This is a genomic window from Paracoccaceae bacterium (assembly GCA_019454225.1).
Lineage (GTDB): Bacteria > Pseudomonadota > Alphaproteobacteria > Rhodobacterales > Rhodobacteraceae.
Map to the genome: position 1 here is coordinate 1 of CP075370.1, position 19756 is coordinate 19756.

The window sequence follows — 19756 nt, forward strand, 5'->3', positions numbered from 1 at the left end:
GGTGGGTCGCAAGCCGCTCCCGGATCGCCATGTCGGTGCCCTTGAGCCGGTCGCAGGTGACGAGCGCCTCACGGTCGATGTCGGCGAAGATCTCGGCCCGCAGACGGGCCCCCGGGATCGTGACGACCTGCGCCTGAGCGGCCCGGACGGCGTCCTTGGCCAGGCCCTCGAGGCCGCGCATGCCAGTCGCCGGCCTGGTCAGGCTGCGGACGAAGCGCTTCGCCCCGGCGGCGTGGATGTCATCGGGCGCGGCATAGCGGCTGAGAAGCACGAGACCGGTGCGGGTGGTGGGGTCGATGCGCCGCTTCAGCGCCAGAAAGAGGCCGGAAAGCAGGTCGCGCAGGCGTGCCGCGCGCCGGGCCTGCCTGGTGACGAGCTCACAGCTGCGGCTGACCAGGAGGCGGATCTCGGCGTCCTTCGGATCGGGCGGGCCCGCCGCGGGCAGATCGGGCCGCGCGCGGGCCAGCTCGGCCATGACGGCCGCGTCCTTCTGATCGGACTTGCGCTTGCCACGCCGGATGCCCCGCCGCGCCCGGTTCACCGCCAGGCCCGGCGTGTGGACGAGCGGCAGCCCGGCCTCGGCGAACATCGTGCAGACGGGGCGCGCCGCACCGCCAAGCATGTCGACGGCGGTCCGCGTGGCCCGGGCCTCCAGCGTCTCGATCTCGCCGATCAACGACCCGATTGCGGACGGATCATTGTCCACCGCATGTCCGAACAGCACCCGCGCGTTGCGGTCCATGACGCACGCCCGCTGGATATCCCTGGCCACGTCGATCCCGATGAAGAGATCCGTTCCTCCCTCCGTCGCGGTGTCCCTCCGGGGCAGCCCGCCCTCGCCGTCGTCGCCCTGCGGGGCGAGGGATCGCGCAGCCAGACCAGCGGTCGAAACGGACCTCGGAAGCGGGGGGAGATGCCATCTGAGCCATCGCGGGCAGCCTGCATGATACGCGTCCCCGCGTCCCTGCCATCCCCGGAACATGCCCCCGGAACGGCAGAAGCCGAAGCGCAGAACAAGGGCAGGGCGGCATGACACCCCACCGTGCTGCCGGGCTTGCCGCAGTGCTGATCCTGGTCATCGGCTGGTCGGCCGCCATGGCGCAGACGATCCCCGTTCGTTCGGGGGAGCACGAGGGGTTCTCGCGGCTGGTCCTGACATTGCCCCAGGGCACCGGATGGCACCTCTGGCGCACCGACCAGGGCTATGCCCTGCGGCTCGACCGGTCGGCGCGATACGATCTGGCCGGGGTGTTCAGGCTCATACCCCGCACCCGCCTGGCCGCGATCTGGGCGGAGCCTGCAACCGGATGGCTGCAGCTCGGCCTCGGCTGCCGATGTCACGCCACAGCCTTCGAATTCCGCCCCGGAATCCTGGTCATCGACCTGCATGACGGCCCGCCGCCCCCGGGTTCTGTCTTCGAGACGGACAAGAACGGTGCAGTGATGGCGGCCCTGACCCCGCGTGACGCGATGCGGCCGCGGCGCCGGCCGGCCGCGTGGGGCGCGGACGGGGCGGCCGCAGGCTACGACTGGCTGGATGCCATGGCGGACCGGGCCGGGACGCCGGCGGAAGCACAGGCGACCGCGCCGATCCCTTCGCTCCCGGGAGAGATTGCGGCACCCGATGCCTTGCACGAAATCCGGGCAGCCCTGCTTGCCGAACTGGGGCGCGGCGCGGCGCGCGGCGTCGTGGACATGAGGCTGCCGCAGGAACGTCCTTTGCCACGGACGGCCGGTCTGGGGGACCTGCCGCAACTGCGGATCGGTGATGCCGGCAGTCCCGACGGAACCGGCAACCGCGCCGATCCCGGCAACCTCACCGATGCCGGACGCCGCTGCCTGCCTGACACCGCGCTTGATCTGGCGGGCTGGGGCGACACGCAGCCCGTTTCCCTTGCGATCGGGCCGCGCGTCGCACGAACGTTCGGCGAGTTCGACCGCCCCGATACGGACGCGACGGCGTCGGCCGTCCGCTATCTGTTGCACATCGGCTTTGGCGCCGAGGCGCGGCGCCTGATCGAGGCGACGGGCAACCAGGTGCCCGATGCGCCGTTGCTGCGGCTGCTCGGCCATCTGGTGGACGGCGAGACGCCACCGCAGGACCTCCGATCCCTGGAGGGAATGCAGACTTGCGACGGCGCCGCCGCGCTCTGGTCGGTTCTGGCGCTGCCCGGCCCGCCGGGCCATGCGGTGGCGCGTGACGCGGTACTGCGCACCTTCTCGGGCCTGCCGCTGCACCTGCGTCGTCACGTCGGTCCGATGCTTGCCGAGCGGTTCCTGGCGCAGGGCGACACCGAGACGGCGCGGTCCCTGCGTGAGGCGATCCTGCGGGCACCGGACGGCGCAACCGCAGCCACCGACCTGCTGGGCATGGAGATCGGACAGGCCGGGGGGCAGGCGCCGGACACCGCAACCCTTGCGGGGCTGCAGGCTGCGCCAGGGCCCGACGGCATCCGTGCGGTGACACTGGCGATCCGCACGGCAGCGACCGCAGGCACGGCGCCCGATGCCTCAACGATGACAGCGGCCGAGGCGATGCTGACGGAACACCGGGGAACCGACCTGGCGGCGGAACTTGCGCGGCAACTTGCCGCCGCCCATGCCATGGCGGGCAATCTGGACCGGGCGCTGCAGCTTGCCGGCAGGGATGCGGCGACGGTTGCCCGGGTCTGGGACCTCGTTGCACACATCAATGATGACGGTCTGTTCATGGCCCATGCGATACGGGCCGACATCGACCTGCCATCCGGTGTTTCCGCCGCGACTGATCGCGCCATTGCCGAACGGCTGATCGCGCTCGGATTTCCGGATGCGGCGCTGCCCTGGCTCGCGGCGGCGCGGCGCACGAGGGGCGAATCCCGCGCCGCGGATGCGCTGCTTCTGGCGCGCGCGCATCTGGCGGCGGGCGATCCCCGCGCCGCACTGCGCGACCTCGCGGGGCTGGAGTCGGATGAAGCGGCACCCCTGCGCGACGCGGCGGCCTTGCGACTTGCGCTTCCGGTCGTGCCCATGGCGCCGGGGCAATCCCCCGTCGCGGAAACAGAGACCGTCGCCGATGCGACCGCCACCGCCCGACGGGCCCGCCGCGCCGCTCAGTGGGAGATCGTAGCGATCGAGGACGAAACAAGCTGGTCGGCCGCGGCGGCGCTGGCGGGCGAGCCGACGATCGCGGGCGACGGACCGCTGGCACGAGGCTGGGCATTGCGCGACGAATCCGGTACGGCCCGCGCGATCCTCGGCGCACTTCTGGCCGCAACGCAGGTGCCGCCCGGGCCCTGACCCGGCAACGCTAACGGGTTGGCAAGATTCGCGCCCTAGCTTCCGTTGCAGGCCACCACCGACCGCGGCATGCGGCGCGGCGACACCACGGGAGGACAGCATGTCGAGATCGTCCTGGCTGCTCTTCGCGGCGCTGGCGACGGCTGCCCACACGACGGTTGAAGCGGGTCCGGCAGCGCTGTGCGAGGCGGCCGCTGCAACCGCGGCGGCGGAAACCGGGGTGCCGTTGCCGATCCTGACAGCCATACTCGCGGCCGAGTCCGGCCGGGGCAGGGGACGGGGCCCGCAAGGCTGGCCATGGGCACTGAATGCCGCGGGCCAGGGCCGCCATCCCTCCACCGAGGACGAGGCGCGACGGCAACTCGCCGACCTGCAGGCCGTCGGGGTGACGAACATCGACGTGGGTTGCTTCCAGATAAACCTGCTTTGGCACGGCGCCGCCTATCCCGCCGCCGCCGCGCTGCTCGACCCGCTGACCAACGCGCGCCACGCCGCCGGCTACCTGCGCGACCTCCATGCCCGAACCGGCGACTGGCGGCGCGCTGCCGGGCAGTACCATTCGCGCGATCCGGACCGCGCCGAATCCTATGTCCGTCGGCTTGAGGCATTGCACGCCTCGGCCCAACAGGTCGTGGCCGAACATGAGCCGCCACCTGCAGAAAGGCGGACAGAGCCGCTCATCCGGTTCGACCGGCGCCTGCGGCCGCTGATCGGGTCCGGTTCATGACCCTGTACCTGCGCGCCTTCTTTCGGCCCACGGTGCTGCTTGCCTTGGCGCTCATGACCGTGATCGTCATGATGGTGCTGCCGGTCCCCGCATGGTTGCTGGATATCGGTCTTGCGCTGTCCTTCGCGCTGGCCATCCTGATGTTCACCGTCACGCTGTTCATCGAGCGCCCGCTCGATTTTTCGGCCTTCCCGACGATACTGCTCGCGTCGCTGATGCTTCGGCTGTCGCTGAACGTCTCCTCGACCAAGCTGATCATCGGGCAGGGCCACACCGGAACGGATGCGGCGGGCGAGGTCATCGAGGGCTTTGCGAATTTCATCATGGGCGGGTCCGTGCTGATCGGCGTGGTGATCTTCTGCGTCCTCATGATCGTGAACTTCGTCGTGATCACCAAGGGGGCCGGGCGTATGGCCGAGGTGGGCGCGCGCTTCGCCCTGGACGGGATGCCGGGCAAGCAGCTGGCCATCGACAGCGACATGTCGGCGGGCGCCATCGACCATGCCGAGGCCAAGGCGCGGCGTGAACGCGAACTGGCCGAGACGAACTTCTTCGGCTCGCTCGACGGCGCGTCCAAGTTCGTCAAGGGCGACGCGGTCGCCGGCCTGCTGATCACCCTGCTCAACATCGTCGTTGGTCTCATCATCGGCACGCTGGTGCATGGCATGCCCATGGCTCGCGCGTTTGAGACCTACGCGATCCTGACGGTCGGCGACGGCCTCGTCAGCCAGATCCCGGCCGTGATCATCTCGATCGCCGCCGCCCTGCTCCTGGCACGGGGTGGCGCGACCGGGGCGGCGGACATCTCGTTCTTCGCGCAACTCGGCCGGTATCCCGGTGCATTGGGCACGGTCGCGGTGCTGATGGCGCTGTTCGCGCTGGTTCCGGGACTGCCGTTCGTGCCTTTCATGCTGGGTGCGCTGGCGCTTGGCGCCGCCGCGGCGATGGTCGCGCGCAGGGCCGCCCTGCCCCAGCCTGCAGACACGCCCGAACCCGCCACGACGCGGGGGCGGCCGCTGGGTGACGTGCTCGACTTCGACGACATCCACATCGAGTTTGCGCCCAATCTCGTGGCCATGGTGCTCGATCCGGCGACCGGGCTCGACACGCGCATCGGCAACATGCGGCAGCATGTGGCCGCCGGCTACGGCCTCATCCTTCCGGAAATCCGGTTGACCGATGAACCGATGCTGCCGCCGGGCACCTATCGGATCCGCCTGCAGGGCGTGGAGCGGGTGCGCGACCGGCTGATGCCGGACCGGGTGCTGGTGCTGCTGTCCGACGGAACCCATCCGCCGCCCGGTGAGGATGTGCGCGAACCCGTCTACGGCGCCGCCGCCCGCTGGATACTTCCGGACGATCACGAGGCGGCCGCACTTGCGGGCCTGACCGTTGTGACACCGACCGAAGTTCTCGCGACGCACATGCTCGAGGTCATACGCGGAAATCTTGGCAGACTGCTGACGCTGCGGGGCCTGCGGCGGCTGCTCGACGAATTCGTCAACCTCTCGGACCCGGAGCGCGCGGCGGCGAACAGACGCCTGCTCGACGAACTGATCCCCGAAAAGGTTCCGCTGGACCTGCTGCTTGCCGTCCTGCGGCTGCTCCTGGAAGAACGCGTCTCGATCCGCAACCTGCCCCTGATCCTCGAGGCGGTGGCAGAAGGGCGCGGCCTGGGAGGAGCGGAGGCGGTCTGCGAGCATGTGCGCCAACGGCTCGCCTTCCAGATCGTCGCCGAGTTGAAGCGTGACGACGGCACGATCCCGCTGATCCAGCTCGCGCCCGAATGGGAGCGCAGTTTTGCCGCGCACCAGATCGACGGCGACCGCGGCACGCGTGACGTCGCCCTGCCGCCCGAGGTTTTCGGTCGGCTCGCCGCAGGTATCGCGGACCGGCTGAACCGTGCGGCCGAAACCGGGGTAAGCCCGGCTATCGTCACGTCCACCCTGCGCCGGCGGTTCCTGCGGACGGTGATGGCAGCGAAGGGCCTGTCGGCGCCGGTCCTGTCCTATGACGAGATCGGGGTCGAGGCCCGACCAGCCCTCCTGGGCCAGGTCCCGGCGTGAACGGGATCGCGGCGGACCTCGCGGGCATCGGACAGGCGGCCGCGTGGCCGGCCTTTCTGGTGTTCCTGCGGGTCGGCGCATCCATGGCCCTCCTCCCGGCATTCGGTGAACAGTCAGTACCGGTGCGGATCCGCCTGGCCCTGACGCTGGCCTTCACGCTGGTTTGCGCCCCGGCGATCACGGACCGGCCGCTACCCGCCCCGGGCTTCATGGCGATCGGGGTCGAAGTGGCGGCCGGTCTGGCGGTGGGCGCGGGCCTGCGGCTGATGATCGTGGCGCTGCAGGTGGCCGGAACCATCGCCGCCACCGCGACATCGCTTTCGCAGGTATTCGGCGGGGTCGGCGGCGAACCCCAGCCGGCGATGGCGAACCTGCTGGCAATGGCCGGTCTGGCGCTGGCTGTCAGCGTGGGGCTGCATGTGAACGTTGCGCGGCTCATCATCGGGACATACGAGATTGTACCTGCGGGACAGATGCCCGATGCCGCCGGCATGGCGGCCTGGGGCCTGGCCCGCGTGGCACAGAGCTTCGGGCTGGCCTTCACGCTCGCCGCGCCATTCGTCATCGCGGCGACGGTCTACAATCTGGCACTGGGCGTGATCAACCGCGCGATGCCGCAACTGATGGTCGCCTTTGTCGGCGCGCCCGCGCTGACGCTGGGTGGCCTTGCTCTGCTGGCGGTGGTCGCCCCGCTTCTGCTCTCGGTCTGGCTCGGCGCGATGCAGGATCACCTCGCCACGCCCTTCGGCCAGTCAGGTTCCGCGCCGTGACCGAGGAGAGCGCCGCCGAAAAGGAGTTCGACCCGTCCGAGCAGCGGCTGCGGGAGGCGCGGGAAAAGGGCCAGTTCGCGCGATCACCCGACCTGACGACGGCCGCGGCCTATGCCGGCTTCGCGCTGGCTGCCACAGCGTTCGGCGCGAATGCCGCGCAGCGCCTCGGCGACCTGGGCATGGTCCTGCTGGCGCAGGCCGATCGGCTGGCGCCGTCCCTGTCGCAGGCGGCATCTGCCCCGCTGGGTGGCCTGATCGGCTCCGCCATGCTCGCTGTGGCCCCGATTTTCCTGATACCCGGGGCAGCGGCGGGGCTTGCGCTCGTCGCGCAGCGCGCGGTGGTGGTGACACCCGGAAACCTCGCCCCCCGGCTGGACCGTATTTCCCCTCTGGCCGGCCTGCGCAACAAGTTCGGGCGCCGGGGCCTGTTCGAGTTCGCCAAGAGCACGGCCAAGCTCACCCTGACCTGCGTGATCCTCGGCACCTTCCTGATGGCGGAAGCCGGACGTATCGCCGCAACGGTTTCCTTCGCCCCAGGCATCGCGGCGGCAGAACTGATGCGGCAGCTGGCGGTCTTCCTGTGGCCGGTCTGCATGCTGGCGGCGGCGCTCGGTCTGATCGACTACCTCTGGCAGCGTGCCGATCACCTGCGATCGCACCGCATGTCGCGCAGGGAAATGGCGGACGAGATGAAGAGCGCGGAGGGTGATCCGCACATGAAGGCGCGGCGGCGGCAACGTGGCTATGACATTGCGACAAACCGGATGATCGCCGACGTCGCGACGGCCGACGTCGTCGTTGTGAACCCCACGCATTACGCCGTCGCCCTGAAATGGGATCGTGCCGCACGCCGCGCGCCGGTCTGCGTGGCCAAGGGCGTCGACGAGGTGGCGGCCCGCATCCGCAGCCGCGCGGCCGAGCACGGCGTTCCCCTGCATCGCGATCCGGCCACGGCGCGCGCACTGCATGCAACCGTGGACATCGGTGCGGAGATCCGCCCGGAGCACTATCAGGCGGTCGCCGCGGCCATTCGGTTCGCCGAGGCCATGCGCCGCCGCAACCTGTGGCGACGGACGGCGCCATGACCGACCGTGTCGAACGCCTGGCGATGGTCGCCGATCTTCTGCGCGACCGTGCGCTGTCCGACCTGCGCCTTGCTGCGAAGGCACGGGACAGTTCGCTTGCCGCGCTGGCAGCGCTTGCGCCGACGAAGATCGCAGCCGACGCCGACACCGCGGATCATGTGAATGCGCTGCGCCACCAGACATGGGCCGCCAGGCAACGGACCGAGCTCAACCTCGCGCTTGCCGGCCAGACCGCAGTCTGGATCGAGGCGCGCGCCGCCGCCGCCCAGGCGGTCGGCAGATCCGATGCCCTGGCCCGGAAGCGCTGACCGGCGTCAGGCGTCCTGGCGCACGATGTCCGAGATCAGGACATCGGTGGCCAACGATCCCAGCACGCGCGCCGCCGTCTCGCGCAGGGCAACGCGCAGGATGATCAGGTTCGACCCATCGGTAAAGGACCCGCGGAAGCCACCCGCATTGGCATGGTCGAACAACACCTGGAGAAAGGCATCGCGCAGCTTGGGCTCACGGGCGTAGACCGCTTCGGTGCTGCCCGGCGCCACTTCCAGGCTGAGTGACAGGATCACCATCGCCGATACCCGGCCGCCCTCCAGCACCGGAATGACGAACTGGTTGGAGAGCTTCACATATTCAGGCTGCGCACTTGGTTCTGGCGCCGCCGCCAGGATCTGCTCGCCAGCATCCGGCGAAGGACGCAGCGCAAGGCCTGCGCCGCCACCCGCCGCAATTCCGATGAGCCCGAGGGCGAAGGGCACCAGCCCGCGCATCGCCACCTCAGAACGGAAGGATCGCATCGGCAGCCTGCTGGCCCCAACGCGGCTGCTGCACATCCGTGATCTGGCCGCGTCCACCGTAGCTGACGCGCGCGCCCGCGATCCGGTCATAGGCGATCTCGTTCTGCCGCGATATGTCCGCCGGGCGCACATAGCCCGACACGACCAGTTCCCGCAGCTCAAAGTTCACCCGCACCTCCTGCGAGCCCTCGATGCGCAGCACGCCGTTCGGCAGCTCCTCGACCACCGTGGCGGCGACGCGCAGCTTCAGACGCTCCTTCCGGGCTACGGATCCGTCACCCGAGAAGGTCGAGGCCGACGAGGCATCCACCGCCTCCGCCATGCTGGCGCCCTCGGGTAGTTTGCGGTCGATCCGCTGCGGAATGCCGAAGAGCGACGGGATTCCCATGCGGTCCGTCCCCGACCGGCTCCGGTCGGTCGCGTTCGATATCTCGGCGCGATCGTCGATCTCGATCACGACGGTCAGGATATCGCCCCGTCGCGCAGCCCTGCGGTCTCCGAGCAGCGACGACGACGAGGCCGACCACAGAGACGACCCCGTACCCGGCCCGGGCTGATCGAGGCTTTCCGGCAGGGGCGTCGCGTACATCGCATGGTGTTGATAGCTTCCCTCCAGCGCGGTGAATGCGGGCGCCCTGCCCACGTCGCGCAACGGGCCGCATGCCGCCATGCAGAGCAGCACGGGGAGCCACCGCATCATCTGCATGTCCGTCATCACCGGTCTCCAACCCGGATCGTGCCGTCCGGTGCCACCCGGCCTGCCACCACAACCCGTGACGTGAGGTTCATCGCCCGCAGCGTATCGCCCACCGCGCCGCGCCCCAGCGCGCGGCCCTCGGTCTGGATCACCAGGCCGTCAGACCGGAAGAGCAGCGGCACGATCTGGTTCCGCTCGACCACTGCGGGCAGGGCGAGATCGCCCGCGCGGATCGCCCGCCCCGCGAAGATGGTGACGCGCGCCTCCAGCCCCACCGCATCGGCCGGATCGCTCAGCGCGCCTGGCTGGTCGGCGGCGGAAAGAGCGACATCCTCCGGCCCGATCACCGCAGCAGCGCGGATCGTCCGCGAGGCAACGAGGCTGTCCGCGACAGCCGGACCGGAGAGAAGGAACAGAAGGCATATCCACCGCATCAGCGCACCTGCGTCGTAGCCGAAAGCATCTGGTCTGCGGCCGTGATGACCTTGGCGTTCAGCTCGTATCCGCGCTGCGCCTTGATCAGCTCGGTCACCTCGCGCACGGCGTCAACCGAACTTTCCTCGAGATATCCCTGCCGAAGCGTTCCCAGGCCATCCACGCCCGGAGTTCCGGTCGCGGGCGGCCCCGAGGCAGGGCTTTCAAGGTAGAGGTTGGATCCGATCGCCTCGAGCCCCTTGTCATTCGCAAAGCCGACCAGCGTGATCTGGCCAAGGCTTTCCGGTTCCACCCGGTCCGCGAAATAGGCCCACACCTCGCCCGCCGCATTGATCGACAGGCTGCGGGCCTCGGGCGGAATGGTGATCCCCGGGCTCAGCTGATGGCCATCGGTCGAGACGATCAGTCCTTCCGCCGATCGTTTCAGCGATCCGTCGCGGGTATAGGCAGGGCTACCCGAGGGCAGCGTGACCTCCAAGTATCCCTTGCCTTCGATCGCGATGTCGAGGTCCCCGCCGGTCTGTGCCAGAGGTCCCTGCGCGAGCATCACCGAAACCGCCGCCGGCCGCACGCCGAGGCCGATCTGAATACCGGTTGGCAGCATCGTGCCATCCTCGGCCGCCACGGTACCTGGGCGGGCCATCTGCTGATAATGCAGGTCGGCGAAGTCCGCGCGGCGGGCGTTGTAGCCTGTGGTCGACATGTTGGCGAGGTTGTTGGCAACCACATCGACACGCATCTGCTGCGCGCTCATCCCGCTGGCGGCAATCTGGAGAGCTTTCATCCGGACCTCCTATCGGCCGAGCGTCTGGGTTACGGCGCGGACGCGCCGGTCCTCGTTGTCGAGGAAGGCCTGACCCAGCTCATAGGCGCGTTGCACGGCGATCATCCGTGCGATCTCGGCCACCGGGTTCACGTTCGCATCCTCCAGAAAGCCCTGCAGGATGGCGGCACCGTCCACCGGCTGCAGCACCCCACCGTCGAACAGCAGGCCGCTCTGATGCCGCAGCGCGACAGGATCGGACGGAGCCCACAGGCCGATGCGCGCCAGAGGCTGCCCCCCGGCCGAAACGGTGCCATCCGCCGCGATGCCCACCGGCCCCGCATCGGGCGGCAGAAATACCGGGGCGGCGCCTATGTCGAGCAGCCGATACCCATCGGCGGTCACGAGTTCGCCCTGCGCGTCAGGGGAGAACGCACCTGCCCGGGTCAGACGCTGGCCCTGCGGCGTTTCGACCAGAAAGAACCCGTCGCCCTGGATCGCCAGGTCGAAGGCGCCGCCGGTCTGTGTCAGCCCGCCCTGCGTCAGATCGACGTGGCGGGCCGTGGCATGGGCCATCGACAGCGAGGGTCCGTCGTCCAGCCGCGCGACGTGTTCGGCAAAGACCGTTCCCTCGCGCCGGAAACCGGCAGTGGACTGGTTGGCGATGTTGTTCGCCACGATCTGCATTTCGCGCATCAGACCGGATTGGCGGGTCAGCGTCGCATAGACGGCCGCGTCCATCACGGTCCTCCGGCAATCAGGGGAACGATGCGATCGGAAAAGAACGCAACCAGCGTCGCAGTCATGAAGCTCATCGAAACCCAGAACACCGCGATCATCGCGCCGACCTTGGGCACGAAGGTCAATGTCATCTCCTGCACCGAGGTCAGCGCCTGCAACAGGCCGATGACGAGGCCGACAACCAATGCGGCCGCAAGCATCGGCGTCGAGATCAGCACGGCGATCCACAACGCCTGCCTCAGGGTGTCGAAAATCAGCGCGTCGGACATGGTCACACCGGCATCCGCAGGATTTCCTGGTAGGCCTCGACCACCTTGTCCCGCACCGTCACCGCAGTCTCGACCGCAAGGGACGAGGCCGCAAGCGCCTCGACCAGCGCGTGCGGGTCGGCAGTGCCCGTCATCGCGGCGCGGGCAGTCGTTTCGGCGCGTGTCAGGGTTTCGGCAAAGCCGCCGGCGATGCGGGCAAAGCCGGCGTCGGCCGGGCCGGAGGCTGCCGGGGCTGCCGCTGCCCGGGCCTGGGCATAGGATTGGGCGACGAGTGAACTGCGGATATCCATGGTGCACTTACCTGCGCAGAAGCTCGAACAGGCTCTGCGTCATCTGGCGGGCCTGGTCGAACAGGCGCAGGTTCGCTTCATAGCTGCGCTGTGCCTCACGTGAGTCCGCAATCTCGATGATCAGATCCACGTTCGAGCCGTCGCGGTAACCTTCGGCGTCCGACATCGGGTGACCAGGATCGTACAGTCGGGCGGGGGGGCGCGGATCGAGCCGCACAGGCCCCGCTTCCACCCGGTTGCCGTCCAGCGCCGCACGGAAGCCCAGAGTCTTGCGCCGGTATCCCGGCGTATCGGCATTTGCGATGTTCTCGGACAGGTGGCGCAGCCGCTGCGCCTGCGCTTCCATCCCCGAGGCGGACAGTCCGAGTGCCTGTATCAGATCGGCCACGATCAGCGCCCCCGCCCGAGCGCCGACCGTATGATGTCGGACGTGCTGCGATAGATGGCCAGTGCCATGTCGTGCGACTGCCGTGCCTCGGCAGCCTTCACCATCTCGGCCTCCAGCGAGACGGTATTGCCGTTGGGGGCGCCGAACCGCAAATCGGCAAAGGGTTCGGCAGGTCGCGCTCCGGCGCCTCCGGTCAGGTGGCCCGGTCGTGTCGCCCGCAGATCGGCGCTCTCGTGCCAGACGGCGGCAAACTCCGGCACGTCGCGCGCCTTGTAGCCGGGGGTGTCGGCATGGGCCATGTTCTGCGCGACGACACCGGTGCGCGCGCCGGAATGGGCGGCCAGGGCCTGTGCCATCGCGGTCAGCTTCAGCTTCTCGAACATCGGGGCTTCTCCCTCGACCTGTTTCACCAAGGCTTAAGAGCGATTCCTTTAGGAAGTGTAAGCGTGAACAAAGGGAGATCGAGGTGGACGGTATTCTTGACGGCCTGCGGGCGCGCATCGCTGACGTTGCCGCCGTCGTTCCGGTCGGGCGCATCACCGAGGTCGGACCTGCGACCGTGTGTGTGGCCGGGCTTGCCACCGACGCCGCGCTGGGAGACCGGGTCGCCATCCACGCGGCGGGCGGGCTGGTGGGCGGCGAGGTCGTCGCGCTCTCCTCCCGTGGCCTTGGCGTTCTGGTCGAGGAGACGGTGGAGGGGCTGGCCATCGGTGATGCCGTGGAACTGCGGGGCCGATCTGACCTGTCGCCCGCCGACAGCTGGATCGGACGCATCATAGACCCTTTCGGCCAACCGCTGGACGGCCGCCCACTGATGCCCGGATCTTGTCCACGGGCGCTGCGTGCGCGTCCCCCGACGGCTGCGCGGCGGCGGCCGCTGGGGCCGCGCATGGCTACCGGTGTCGCGGTGTTCGACACGCTCCTGCCGCTGGTGCGCGGACAGCGGATCGGACTGTTCGCCGGATCGGGCGTCGGCAAGTCGTCGCTGCTGGCCAAGTTCGCGCGGGGCGTCGAGGCCGATGTGGTGGTGATCGCGCTGATCGGCGAGCGTGGGCGCGAACTGCGGGAGTTCACCGAGGTCGTCCTGGGGTCGGCGGGCATGGCGCGCACGGTTGTCGTGGCCGCGACATCCGACCAGTCGCCACTGGTTCGCCGGCGTTGCGCGTGGGCGGCGACGGCGGTGGCCGAGCATTTCCGCGATCGTGGGCTGCATGTCCTGCTGCTTGCCGACAGCATCACACGGTTCGCCGAGGCGCATCGCGAGGTTGCGCTGGCAGCCGGGGAAAGCGCGGGCATGCGCGGCTATCCACCTTCGACCGCGCCTGCGATCACGTCCCTGGCAGAACGCGCCGGCCCGGGTGACGACGGGGCGGGCGACATCACCGCCGTCTATACCGTGCTGGTCCCCGGATCGGACATGGAGGAACCCGTGGCCGACATCCTGCGCGGGGTCCTGGACGGCCACGTGGTGCTGGACCGCCGGATTGCCGAGCGCGGGCGCTATCCGGCAATCGACCTGCTTCGATCCGTCTCGCGCAGCTTGCCTGCATGCGCAACCGATCGCGAGAACGCGTTGATCGCGCAGGCACGGGCACTGCTGGGCGCCTGGGATCGGGCGGAGTTGATGATCCAGTCGGGGCTCTATGCCAAGGGGTCCGACCCGCAGGTGGATGCCGCAATCGCCGTCTGGCCCGCCCTGGATGCCTTTCTTGCGGAAGATGCCCAGGGTGGGATCGCCGCCAGTTTTGCACGGCTGGCCGACTGTCTTGGTGTGGCGCCGCCTACCTGAGCTGGCCTGCCTGAAGAATGGCCAGTGCCCCGGCCGCGCCCGACATCCCCGCCGGGCCCGCGGTCTGGGCAAGATCCGACATCACAAGGTAGCGGCGGATCAGGCCCTCCAGCCTTGCCGGTTCCGAGAACTGCGCGACCCTGTCATCCCCAAAGGCAGCGCGCGCCTTTTCGCGCAGCGTGTCGAACTGCCGGTCGATATCCAGCGCACCAAAGCTCGTCGGCAGCCGCAGCGCAGCCTCGAAGACTGCACGCAGGGGCCTGCTGCCCATCACGGTGAACCATTTCGCATCGTCCGAGATCGATCGGTCCGCCAGTGCTTTCAGTTCACGTTCGGCGTTCAGCGCAAGCCGGAGCCGACCGTCCTGCTGGCCCACCGCAGCCTCGAACCCGCGGGTCTTGTAGGCTGCGACGATACCGTCGGCAAAGTCCGACAGCTGGGTTCGCGGTGTCGCAAAGTCGCCGAACCCGAAGGCGGCCGACATGGCTGCGTATTGCTTGTCGGCAAGCCGGTTGGCAAGCGCAGTCTCGTTCAGCGTGCCATCCTCGAGCACCTTGCGGATGAAAGCCTTGTTGCCGAGATCGCCGTCCAACCCGAATGCGCCGAGTGCGACCTTCAGGAGCCGACGATCCGACACCAGCTGCTCCGCCGTCCGGACAGATCCGATCTTCTGGCGGAAATAGGCCTCGTCGCGGGTGACTTCGGGCGCACGCTCAAAGGCGGCGCGCTGTATCGGTGCCGTCCGTTTCAGGAACGCCCAGCCGGCATATCCACCAAGGGGCAATGCCGGCTGGAATGTCATGCGCGCCCGGCGGCGAACAGCCGCTCCTCCCGCGGGAGCAGTCCGCGAAGCGCCTTGAGTGCCTGGTAGTGCTGGTTGTCGACAACGGCGGTCGTCGCGGTGGCCAGCAGGCTGCGGCTGTCATGATCGGTGAGCACCTGGCTGAGCTGCTCGATCCCCCGAAGGAGCTGCATCCGCGCCTCTGCTGCGGTGACATCGCCCGACAGGACAAGCTGCGCCACGTAGCAGACACGCCGGACCGGTGTGTTCGCCTCCTCGGGATGGATCGCGTCGCGCAGGCGCAGGATATGGGCGTTGGGAGACCGGATCGCCAGCCGGGACCGGCGCTCGCCATTCTCGATCACGGCGCCGTTGATCAGAACCCGCTCGCCGGGACCCAGCTTCAGGACGAGCCCGGTCATGCCTGTGTCACCTCGCCGCGCAGACCGCGCATCACGGCAGTGTTGATGTCGACCAGCACACCCGCATCTGCGGTACCTTCCAGCACCTTGCGGCCGTGCGCGACCGAGAATTCGTGCAGGTAGAACAGCCGCGCCCGCAGTTCGGCCGGCAGCGCGTTGCCGGGCTCGGCGAGGTCGGCCGCCAGGGTGCGCCAGAGCCGCGCATTGGCGTGAAGTGCCTGCGCGAGGCCTGAGTGGTCGACCTTGCGCCTGTCCCAGGCCTCGGCCAGAGCGCGGGTGACGCGGGCAAAGATATCGTACTCGACGGTGCGCGGATCGCGCAGGGGGGCGTCGGGGCGTGCATAGGCGGCCCGCGCCACTTGGGCGGTTTGCATCGGGAATTCCTTCCGCTCTGATTAGGGGGGTGAGACGGCGGGAAGGCCTTGACCTTCCCGCCGGGCGGACTCAGCGGAAGAGCGCCAGGATGTTCTGCGGCTGCTGGTTGGCGATCGACAGCGCCTGGATGCCAAGCTGCTGCTGAACCTGCAGCGCCTGAAGCCGGGCGGACGCCTCTTCCATGTCGGCGTCGACCAGCGTGCCGATCCCGGCCTTCAACGCATCGGACAGTTTCGAGACGAAGTCGTTCTGGATGTCGATCCGTCCCTGCACCGAGCCGAATTCGGCAGCCGCGTTGATCGCCGTCTGCTGCAGTGCCTCGATGTTGCCCAGGGCGGCGGCGGCGCCCGACTGCGTTGTCACGTCGATCCCTGCAAGCGCGGCAAGCCCGCCGGACCCGGCGTTCTTGAACTGCACGCTGACCGCAAGGTCGTTGGTCCCGTCATTGGTGAAGGACAGTGTCTGTGCCGTGCCCGAGTCGTAGTCCACCGCCAGATCGGCAAAACCCAGGGCCTCGATCTTCTGCTTCAGCGCGACGGCGACGATGTCGCCGGGGCTGGTAGAGGCCACATCGGCATCCGACAGCGTGTAGCTGACCGTCTTTCCGCCGATCGTGACGCCCACGCTGTCACCCGCGGCGAAGTTCGCGCCATCGAATTCCAGCGTGCCCGTGCCACCGCCCGAATCGAGCGCGAAGCCAGCCGTATCGCCGTTGGTGGAAACGCCGGTGGTGTTGCTGCCCAGCACCGCCGCCGCGGTATAGCCACCTGCCGTCAGATCCTGGGCTGCGACCGAGATCGACGAGGTTGCCACGGTGCCGCCGGTGCCCCGGTCAAGCGAGGACAGCACGTTCACCGTCCCCTGCGTGCCGTTCACAAGGTTCAGGCCGTTGAACTGGGCCGCGCCGACGACCGAGGCGATCTGATCCCGGAGTTTCGAGATGTCGGCCTGGATCTTGGTCCGGTCGACGTTCTCCTCCTGCGCGGCAACGATCTTGCCCTTGATCTCGGTCAGCAGATTGGTGACGGTTTCCGATGCCTGGCGCGCGACCGAGATGGTCGACGAGCCCAGCGAGAGACTGTCCGCGATGCCCTTGAAGCCCTTGACGTCGGACTCCATGACCTTCGAGATGGCCCAGATCGCGGCATTGTCCTTGGCGGTGGCCACGGTCTTGCCGGTAGAGATTTCGCTCTGGGTCTTGTTCATGTTGGCGTTGATCCCCTTCATCGTCTGAAGGGCGACCATCGCACTGGTGTTCGTCATGATCGAGGACATAAGGTTTCCTTTCCTGCGCACGGGCCTTTTCCCGGCGGATGGGGGTGCCGCCCTGCGGCGGCTCTGATGGCGTTCTTGCCCTGCGCCGGAACACCCTGCCCCGACCGCGCCACCCCTTGGGATGCGGAGGGGATTGATGCGGGTGAACCTCTAAGGCTTCGCTAATCCACCTTCCCCCGTCCCGGCAAAATCCGCGGCATTCGAGCGGATGGCATCTGCGCAACGGCGCGCGTCAGCAGCGGCGCGCGGTCCCGCCAGCGTCGGCAGCCAGGACATGGCGCTGCCCGCTGCCGTCATAGGTGCTGAGCCCGCCCCTGGCGGCGGTGATGTCCGACAGGCGCTTGCGCGCCGCGCGCAACCCGCGCCCGGCCGCCTCAAGGCAGCGCGCGTTGCGATCAGCCTTCGCGCGCAGCCGACCCGCCATCGCCGCCGGGATCGGCACCTCGCCTGGCACCGCAGCCTCGATCTCGGCGGCAAGTGAGGGCAAGGCGGCCAGATCACCCGTGATCAGCGCGACGTGCACGAGGTCCAGCATCCGCTCGACCCGGAACCAGGGATCAGCCGTCATCGCGCGTCACGAGCGACCGGAAGATCGCCTCGGCAAGGCCGATGCCGCCCGCGGCGACAATGGCATCTGCCTGTGCCCGCCGAAGAAGGGAACCGAACTGCTCCTCGCCGATCCCGCCACCAAAGGCATCCGGCGACCTGCCCAGACCGGCATGGCCAAGCATTTCCGCCAGAAAGACCGCTTCCATCTCGTCCGCACGCGCGCGAAGCACCTCCGTCCGGGTCGCATTGTCTGCGAAGCCACCGGTGGCGTGTCTGGGTGCCGGGGCGGCACCGGATACAGGGGGGATCACTGACAGCACCTCCGGACAGCGGAATCGAACAATCCGCAGCAGTCTCGGTGCGCCGGGTAAACACCCGGTAACCAGTTGCCCCCAGATTGTCCCGACCGGGACAGAAGTCGGGGCCAGCATGACACCTGCCATTGCGAATGCAGCCGTTGCCATTCCGGCCGGGGCCACCCCGGCGGCCGAGGCGCCCGCGACGGTCCTGCCGTTCGACGACCGGTTCGCCGCATGGATGACGGCCGATTCACCGATTGCCATGCCGCAGGACAGACCCGCCATGGCCCGTCCGAGGGACATGCAGACGTCCGAGGTGGCGATGCCCCTCATGGTGCCCGCCCCGCAGATACCACCGTCATTCCCGCCCATCACCCGGACTGACCCTTCACCAGGGGAACCGACTGCACCGGTCGATCCGGCGGCACCCTGGCGCCCCGATCGCGCGGCCCTTGCGCCGCCCCTTCCCCTGGTGCCGCCACACGAACCCGCCGACGGCGCATCCTCGGCTTTGCAACCCACTGACACCGAACCACCTTCGCACCAGGGCGCAGCGCCATCGCCTACCGCCGAGCCTGCGCAATCCGATCGGCCGACTGTCGCACCACCCGGCGCAACGGATGAACGTCGAAGCGTTCGCGTTCCAGACGCTGCGGACCGCCGCGTGCTGTTGGCTGGCACGACCACTGTCGCCGCGCCGCCGCGCACCACCACGGATGCACCGCTGGCGCCGAGTACTGCCGCGCCTGGCAGCACGACGCACTCCCCCCCAGGCGAGGACGTGACGCAGCGACCAGGCCGTGCAGTCGTCGCGGAACACCCATCCCTGCCGCTCCCGACCCTGCCGTTGCAGGCCCCGCTGATCGCAACCAGGGCAGGAACCGCGCCGATTCTTCCGACCTCGGCCCCGCACCCCGCCGCCGGGACCGCCACGACGAACCTGCCAGCCGCCGGCACCGAAGCAACCAGCAGACAGACCGCGACGGGCCCCCTCCCGCCGCGCAATGTCGCGATGCCCGCCTCAGCCATCGTGATTCCCGCTGTCGAACCCAACCGGCATGTGACGACGCCGCAGCCGCAGGAACTCGGTCTGGCACCGGCCGCTCCAATGGCGCCCGAGGTGTCGCGGTCACCTGCCACCGGGCAGCAGGCCACAGCATCGGCAAACGAACCGGCACGACCGCGCACCGCCACCGAAGTGTCCAACATCTTGCCACGCCAGGCACCGGGGCAGGATTCGCGGCCGGGATCGCACCGGTCGACCGCATCCCAACAGACGGCACCTGTGCCCGGCAGGCCGGTTGCCGTAGCACCCGGGGGTCGGCAGGCGTCACCGCCGCAGTTGGCCCCCGGACCATGGACAAACCCACCCGCAGCAGACCGGTCAAGCGTGCCACCGGGCGACCGGGCCGGGCCCGACGCCTCAGTCACCGTCACCGTCACCGTCACCGACGGACCCGCCACCGCGGCGCAGCCACCGTCAACGAACACGCGCGCGCCGGTCTGGTCGGCCGGTATCGCTGCAGTTCCCCAGCCTGACGCGCCGCCGCACCGCACAGGGGCACCGCAAGACGGGCGGCAGCCGACCCCCGAAGCCGTTGCTCCGCCGGAAAAGTCGCCTGCACCATCGCAAACCGCGCGAGACGATCAGGCAGCAGCGACCTCATTCGTTTCGCCACCTCCACGGCGGCAGGGCATATCCGCGGCACCAACCCCTGCGGCCCCTCCGGTGCCGGTGTCCGCGCCGGACGTGCGCGATCGCGCAAACGTCGCTCTCGCCATTGGCGGGGAATCGGCCACGCCGTCCGGCATCCGCCAGCCGCCCGCGCCGTCCCAATACAACAGGGTTGCGGACATATCCGCACCGACGCCCGACGCCGCACCGCCAGCAGCCCCTGCAATCGACGAACCTGCAACGGTCCGCGCCACGGAGACCGCGAGCAGGCGGGTTGCCTCCGATCC

The 19756-nt window shown here is 69.1% G+C and carries 23 protein-coding genes; 7 read left to right on the top strand and 16 right to left on the bottom strand.

The genetic code is table 11. The features are described 5' to 3' along the window. Window positions 1–772: transposase (locus tag KF887_00005; protein ID QYK41569.1), on the bottom strand; the 772-nt coding region annotated here is incomplete at its 3' end. A gap of 257 nt (window positions 773–1029) precedes the next feature. Here KF887_00005 and KF887_00010 point away from each other — a divergent pair. From KF887_00010 to KF887_00035, 6 genes are all read left to right on the top strand, one after another. After that, window positions 1030–3279 (top strand): hypothetical protein, encoded by a 2250-nt coding sequence (locus KF887_00010; GenBank protein ID QYK41570.1) that lies wholly within the window; start codon window positions 1030–1032, stop codon window positions 3277–3279. Window positions 3280–3379: 100 nt separating this feature from the next. Next, window positions 3380–4006, top strand: coding sequence for a lytic transglycosylase domain-containing protein (locus KF887_00015; protein ID QYK41571.1), 627 nt, complete (start codon window positions 3380–3382; stop codon window positions 4004–4006). Next, on the top strand, window positions 4003–6072 hold the full coding sequence (locus KF887_00020; GenBank protein QYK41572.1) for a flagellar biosynthesis protein FlhA: 2070 nt from the start codon (window positions 4003–4005) through the stop codon (window positions 6070–6072). The genes KF887_00015 and KF887_00020 overlap by 4 nt, the downstream gene beginning before the upstream one ends. A gap of 83 nt (window positions 6073–6155) precedes the next feature. Then, entirely contained in the window at window positions 6156–6842 is a 687-nt protein-coding gene (locus tag KF887_00025; GenBank protein QYK41573.1) for a flagellar biosynthetic protein FliR, read from the top strand. After that, window positions 6839–7927, top strand: coding sequence for a flagellar biosynthesis protein FlhB (locus tag KF887_00030; GenBank protein QYK41574.1), 1089 nt, complete (start codon window positions 6839–6841; stop codon window positions 7925–7927). Before KF887_00025 ends, KF887_00030 begins: the two co-directional genes overlap by 4 nt. Next, window positions 7924–8235: a hypothetical protein gene (locus KF887_00035; protein ID QYK41575.1), complete on the top strand. Its 312-nt coding sequence runs from the start codon at window positions 7924–7926 to the stop codon at window positions 8233–8235. The genes KF887_00030 and KF887_00035 overlap by 4 nt, the downstream gene beginning before the upstream one ends. Before the next feature lie 6 nt (window positions 8236–8241). Here KF887_00035 and KF887_00040 read toward each other — a convergent pair whose 3' ends face one another. Genes KF887_00040 through KF887_00080 form a run of 9 tightly spaced genes read right to left on the bottom strand, consistent with a single transcriptional unit; the run spans window position 8242 to window position 12687 of the window. Beyond that, window positions 8242–8694 carry a flagellar basal body-associated FliL family protein gene (locus KF887_00040; GenBank protein ID QYK41576.1) on the bottom strand — a complete coding sequence of 151 codons (453 nt, stop codon included), beginning with the start codon at window positions 8692–8694 and terminating at the stop codon, window positions 8242–8244. Between the two features lie 7 nt (window positions 8695–8701). Next, the gene (locus KF887_00045; protein QYK43369.1) at window positions 8702–9421 is read right to left on the bottom strand and encodes a flagellar basal body L-ring protein FlgH; all 720 of its coding nucleotides are present in this window, start codon (window positions 9419–9421) and stop codon (window positions 8702–8704) included. 14 nt (window positions 9422–9435) lie between these two features. Then, window positions 9436–9852 carry a flagellar basal body P-ring formation protein FlgA gene (flgA, locus tag KF887_00050; GenBank protein ID QYK41577.1) on the bottom strand — a complete coding sequence of 139 codons (417 nt, stop codon included), beginning with the start codon at window positions 9850–9852 and terminating at the stop codon, window positions 9436–9438. Next, complete coding sequence (gene flgG / locus KF887_00055; GenBank protein ID QYK41578.1) at window positions 9852–10637, bottom strand: flagellar basal-body rod protein FlgG; 786 nt, start codon at window positions 10635–10637, stop codon at window positions 9852–9854. Before flgG ends, flgA begins: the two co-directional genes overlap by 1 nt. Window positions 10638–10646: 9 nt before the next feature. Beyond that, entirely contained in the window at window positions 10647–11357 is a 711-nt protein-coding gene (locus KF887_00060) for a flagellar hook-basal body complex protein (GenBank protein QYK41579.1), read from the bottom strand. After that, on the bottom strand, window positions 11357–11626 hold the full coding sequence (locus KF887_00065) for a flagellar biosynthetic protein FliQ (protein QYK41580.1): 270 nt from the start codon (window positions 11624–11626) through the stop codon (window positions 11357–11359). Before KF887_00065 ends, KF887_00060 begins: the two co-directional genes overlap by 1 nt. 2 nt (window positions 11627–11628) lie before the next feature. Continuing rightward, entirely contained in the window at window positions 11629–11916 is a 288-nt protein-coding gene (gene fliE, locus KF887_00070) for a flagellar hook-basal body complex protein FliE (protein QYK41581.1), read from the bottom strand. 7 nt (window positions 11917–11923) lie between these two features. Beyond that, window positions 11924–12304 carry a flagellar basal body rod protein FlgC gene (gene flgC, locus KF887_00075; GenBank protein QYK41582.1) on the bottom strand — a complete coding sequence of 127 codons (381 nt, stop codon included), beginning with the start codon at window positions 12302–12304 and terminating at the stop codon, window positions 11924–11926. A 2-nt stretch (window positions 12305–12306) separates the two neighbouring features. Continuing rightward, window positions 12307–12687, bottom strand: a complete 381-nt coding sequence (locus KF887_00080) for a FlgB family protein (GenBank protein ID QYK41583.1) — start codon at window positions 12685–12687, stop codon at window positions 12307–12309. A gap of 83 nt (window positions 12688–12770) precedes the next feature. On the opposite strand from KF887_00080, the gene KF887_00085 reads away from it, so the two are divergent. Further along, window positions 12771–14093, top strand: a complete 1323-nt coding sequence (locus KF887_00085; protein ID QYK41584.1) for a FliI/YscN family ATPase — start codon at window positions 12771–12773, stop codon at window positions 14091–14093. Here the strand turns inward: KF887_00085 and KF887_00090 are convergent. From KF887_00090 to KF887_00115, 6 genes are all read right to left on the bottom strand, one after another. Next, the gene (locus KF887_00090) at window positions 14086–14895 is read right to left on the bottom strand and encodes a DUF1217 domain-containing protein (protein QYK41585.1); all 810 of its coding nucleotides are present in this window, start codon (window positions 14893–14895) and stop codon (window positions 14086–14088) included. The genes KF887_00085 and KF887_00090 overlap by 8 nt on opposite strands. After that, on the bottom strand, window positions 14892–15296 hold the full coding sequence (flbT, locus tag KF887_00095) for a flagellar biosynthesis repressor FlbT (protein QYK41586.1): 405 nt from the start codon (window positions 15294–15296) through the stop codon (window positions 14892–14894). Before flbT ends, KF887_00090 begins: the two co-directional genes overlap by 4 nt. Further along, window positions 15293–15670, bottom strand: a complete 378-nt coding sequence (gene flaF, locus KF887_00100) for a flagellar biosynthesis regulator FlaF (GenBank protein QYK41587.1) — start codon at window positions 15668–15670, stop codon at window positions 15293–15295. The genes flbT and flaF overlap by 4 nt, the downstream gene beginning before the upstream one ends. A 70-nt stretch (window positions 15671–15740) precedes the next feature. Further along, complete coding sequence (locus tag KF887_00105) at window positions 15741–16946, bottom strand: flagellin (GenBank protein ID QYK41588.1); 1206 nt, start codon at window positions 16944–16946, stop codon at window positions 15741–15743. 232 nt (window positions 16947–17178) lie between these two features. Further along, entirely contained in the window at window positions 17179–17514 is a 336-nt protein-coding gene (locus KF887_00110) for a hypothetical protein (GenBank protein ID QYK41589.1), read from the bottom strand. Further along, window positions 17504–17725 (bottom strand): rod-binding protein, encoded by a 222-nt coding sequence (locus KF887_00115; protein QYK43370.1) that lies wholly within the window; start codon window positions 17723–17725, stop codon window positions 17504–17506. The genes KF887_00110 and KF887_00115 overlap by 11 nt, the downstream gene beginning before the upstream one ends. Window positions 17726–19756: the final 2031 nt, after the last annotated feature.

Bases quoted from the DNA above. Each gene is read 5' to 3' on its own strand.
- KF887_00010 (QYK41570.1), top strand. From the start codon at position 1,030: ATGACACCCCACCGTGCTGCCGGGCTTGCCGCAGTGCTGATCCTGGTC.
- KF887_00015 (QYK41571.1), top strand. From the start codon at position 3,380: ATGTCGAGATCGTCCTGGCTGCTCTTCGCGGCGCTGGCGACGGCTGCC.
- KF887_00020 (QYK41572.1), top strand. From the start codon at position 4,003: ATGACCCTGTACCTGCGCGCCTTCTTTCGGCCCACGGTGCTGCTTGCC.
- KF887_00025 (QYK41573.1), top strand. From the start codon at position 6,156: ATGGCCCTCCTCCCGGCATTCGGTGAACAGTCAGTACCGGTGCGGATC.
- KF887_00035 (QYK41575.1), top strand. From the start codon at position 7,924: ATGACCGACCGTGTCGAACGCCTGGCGATGGTCGCCGATCTTCTGCGC.
- KF887_00040 (QYK41576.1), bottom strand. From the start codon at position 8,694: ATGCGCGGGCTGGTGCCCTTCGCCCTCGGGCTCATCGGAATTGCGGCG.
- KF887_00045 (QYK43369.1), bottom strand. From the start codon at position 9,421: ATGATGCGGTGGCTCCCCGTGCTGCTCTGCATGGCGGCATGCGGCCCG.
- flgA (QYK41577.1), bottom strand. From the start codon at position 9,852: ATGCGGTGGATATGCCTTCTGTTCCTTCTCTCCGGTCCGGCTGTCGCG.
- flgG (QYK41578.1), bottom strand. From the start codon at position 10,637: ATGAAAGCTCTCCAGATTGCCGCCAGCGGGATGAGCGCGCAGCAGATG.
- KF887_00060 (QYK41579.1), bottom strand. From the start codon at position 11,357: ATGGACGCGGCCGTCTATGCGACGCTGACCCGCCAATCCGGTCTGATG.
- KF887_00065 (QYK41580.1), bottom strand. From the start codon at position 11,626: ATGTCCGACGCGCTGATTTTCGACACCCTGAGGCAGGCGTTGTGGATC.
- fliE (QYK41581.1), bottom strand. From the start codon at position 11,916: ATGGATATCCGCAGTTCACTCGTCGCCCAATCCTATGCCCAGGCCCGG.
- KF887_00080 (QYK41583.1), bottom strand. From the start codon at position 12,687: ATGTTCGAGAAGCTGAAGCTGACCGCGATGGCACAGGCCCTGGCCGCC.
- KF887_00090 (QYK41585.1), bottom strand. From the start codon at position 14,895: ATGACATTCCAGCCGGCATTGCCCCTTGGTGGATATGCCGGCTGGGCG.
- flbT (QYK41586.1), bottom strand. From the start codon at position 15,296: ATGACCGGGCTCGTCCTGAAGCTGGGTCCCGGCGAGCGGGTTCTGATC.
- flaF (QYK41587.1), bottom strand. From the start codon at position 15,670: ATGCAAACCGCCCAAGTGGCGCGGGCCGCCTATGCACGCCCCGACGCC.
- KF887_00105 (QYK41588.1), bottom strand. From the start codon at position 16,946: ATGTCCTCGATCATGACGAACACCAGTGCGATGGTCGCCCTTCAGACG.
- KF887_00110 (QYK41589.1), bottom strand. From the start codon at position 17,514: ATGACGGCTGATCCCTGGTTCCGGGTCGAGCGGATGCTGGACCTCGTG.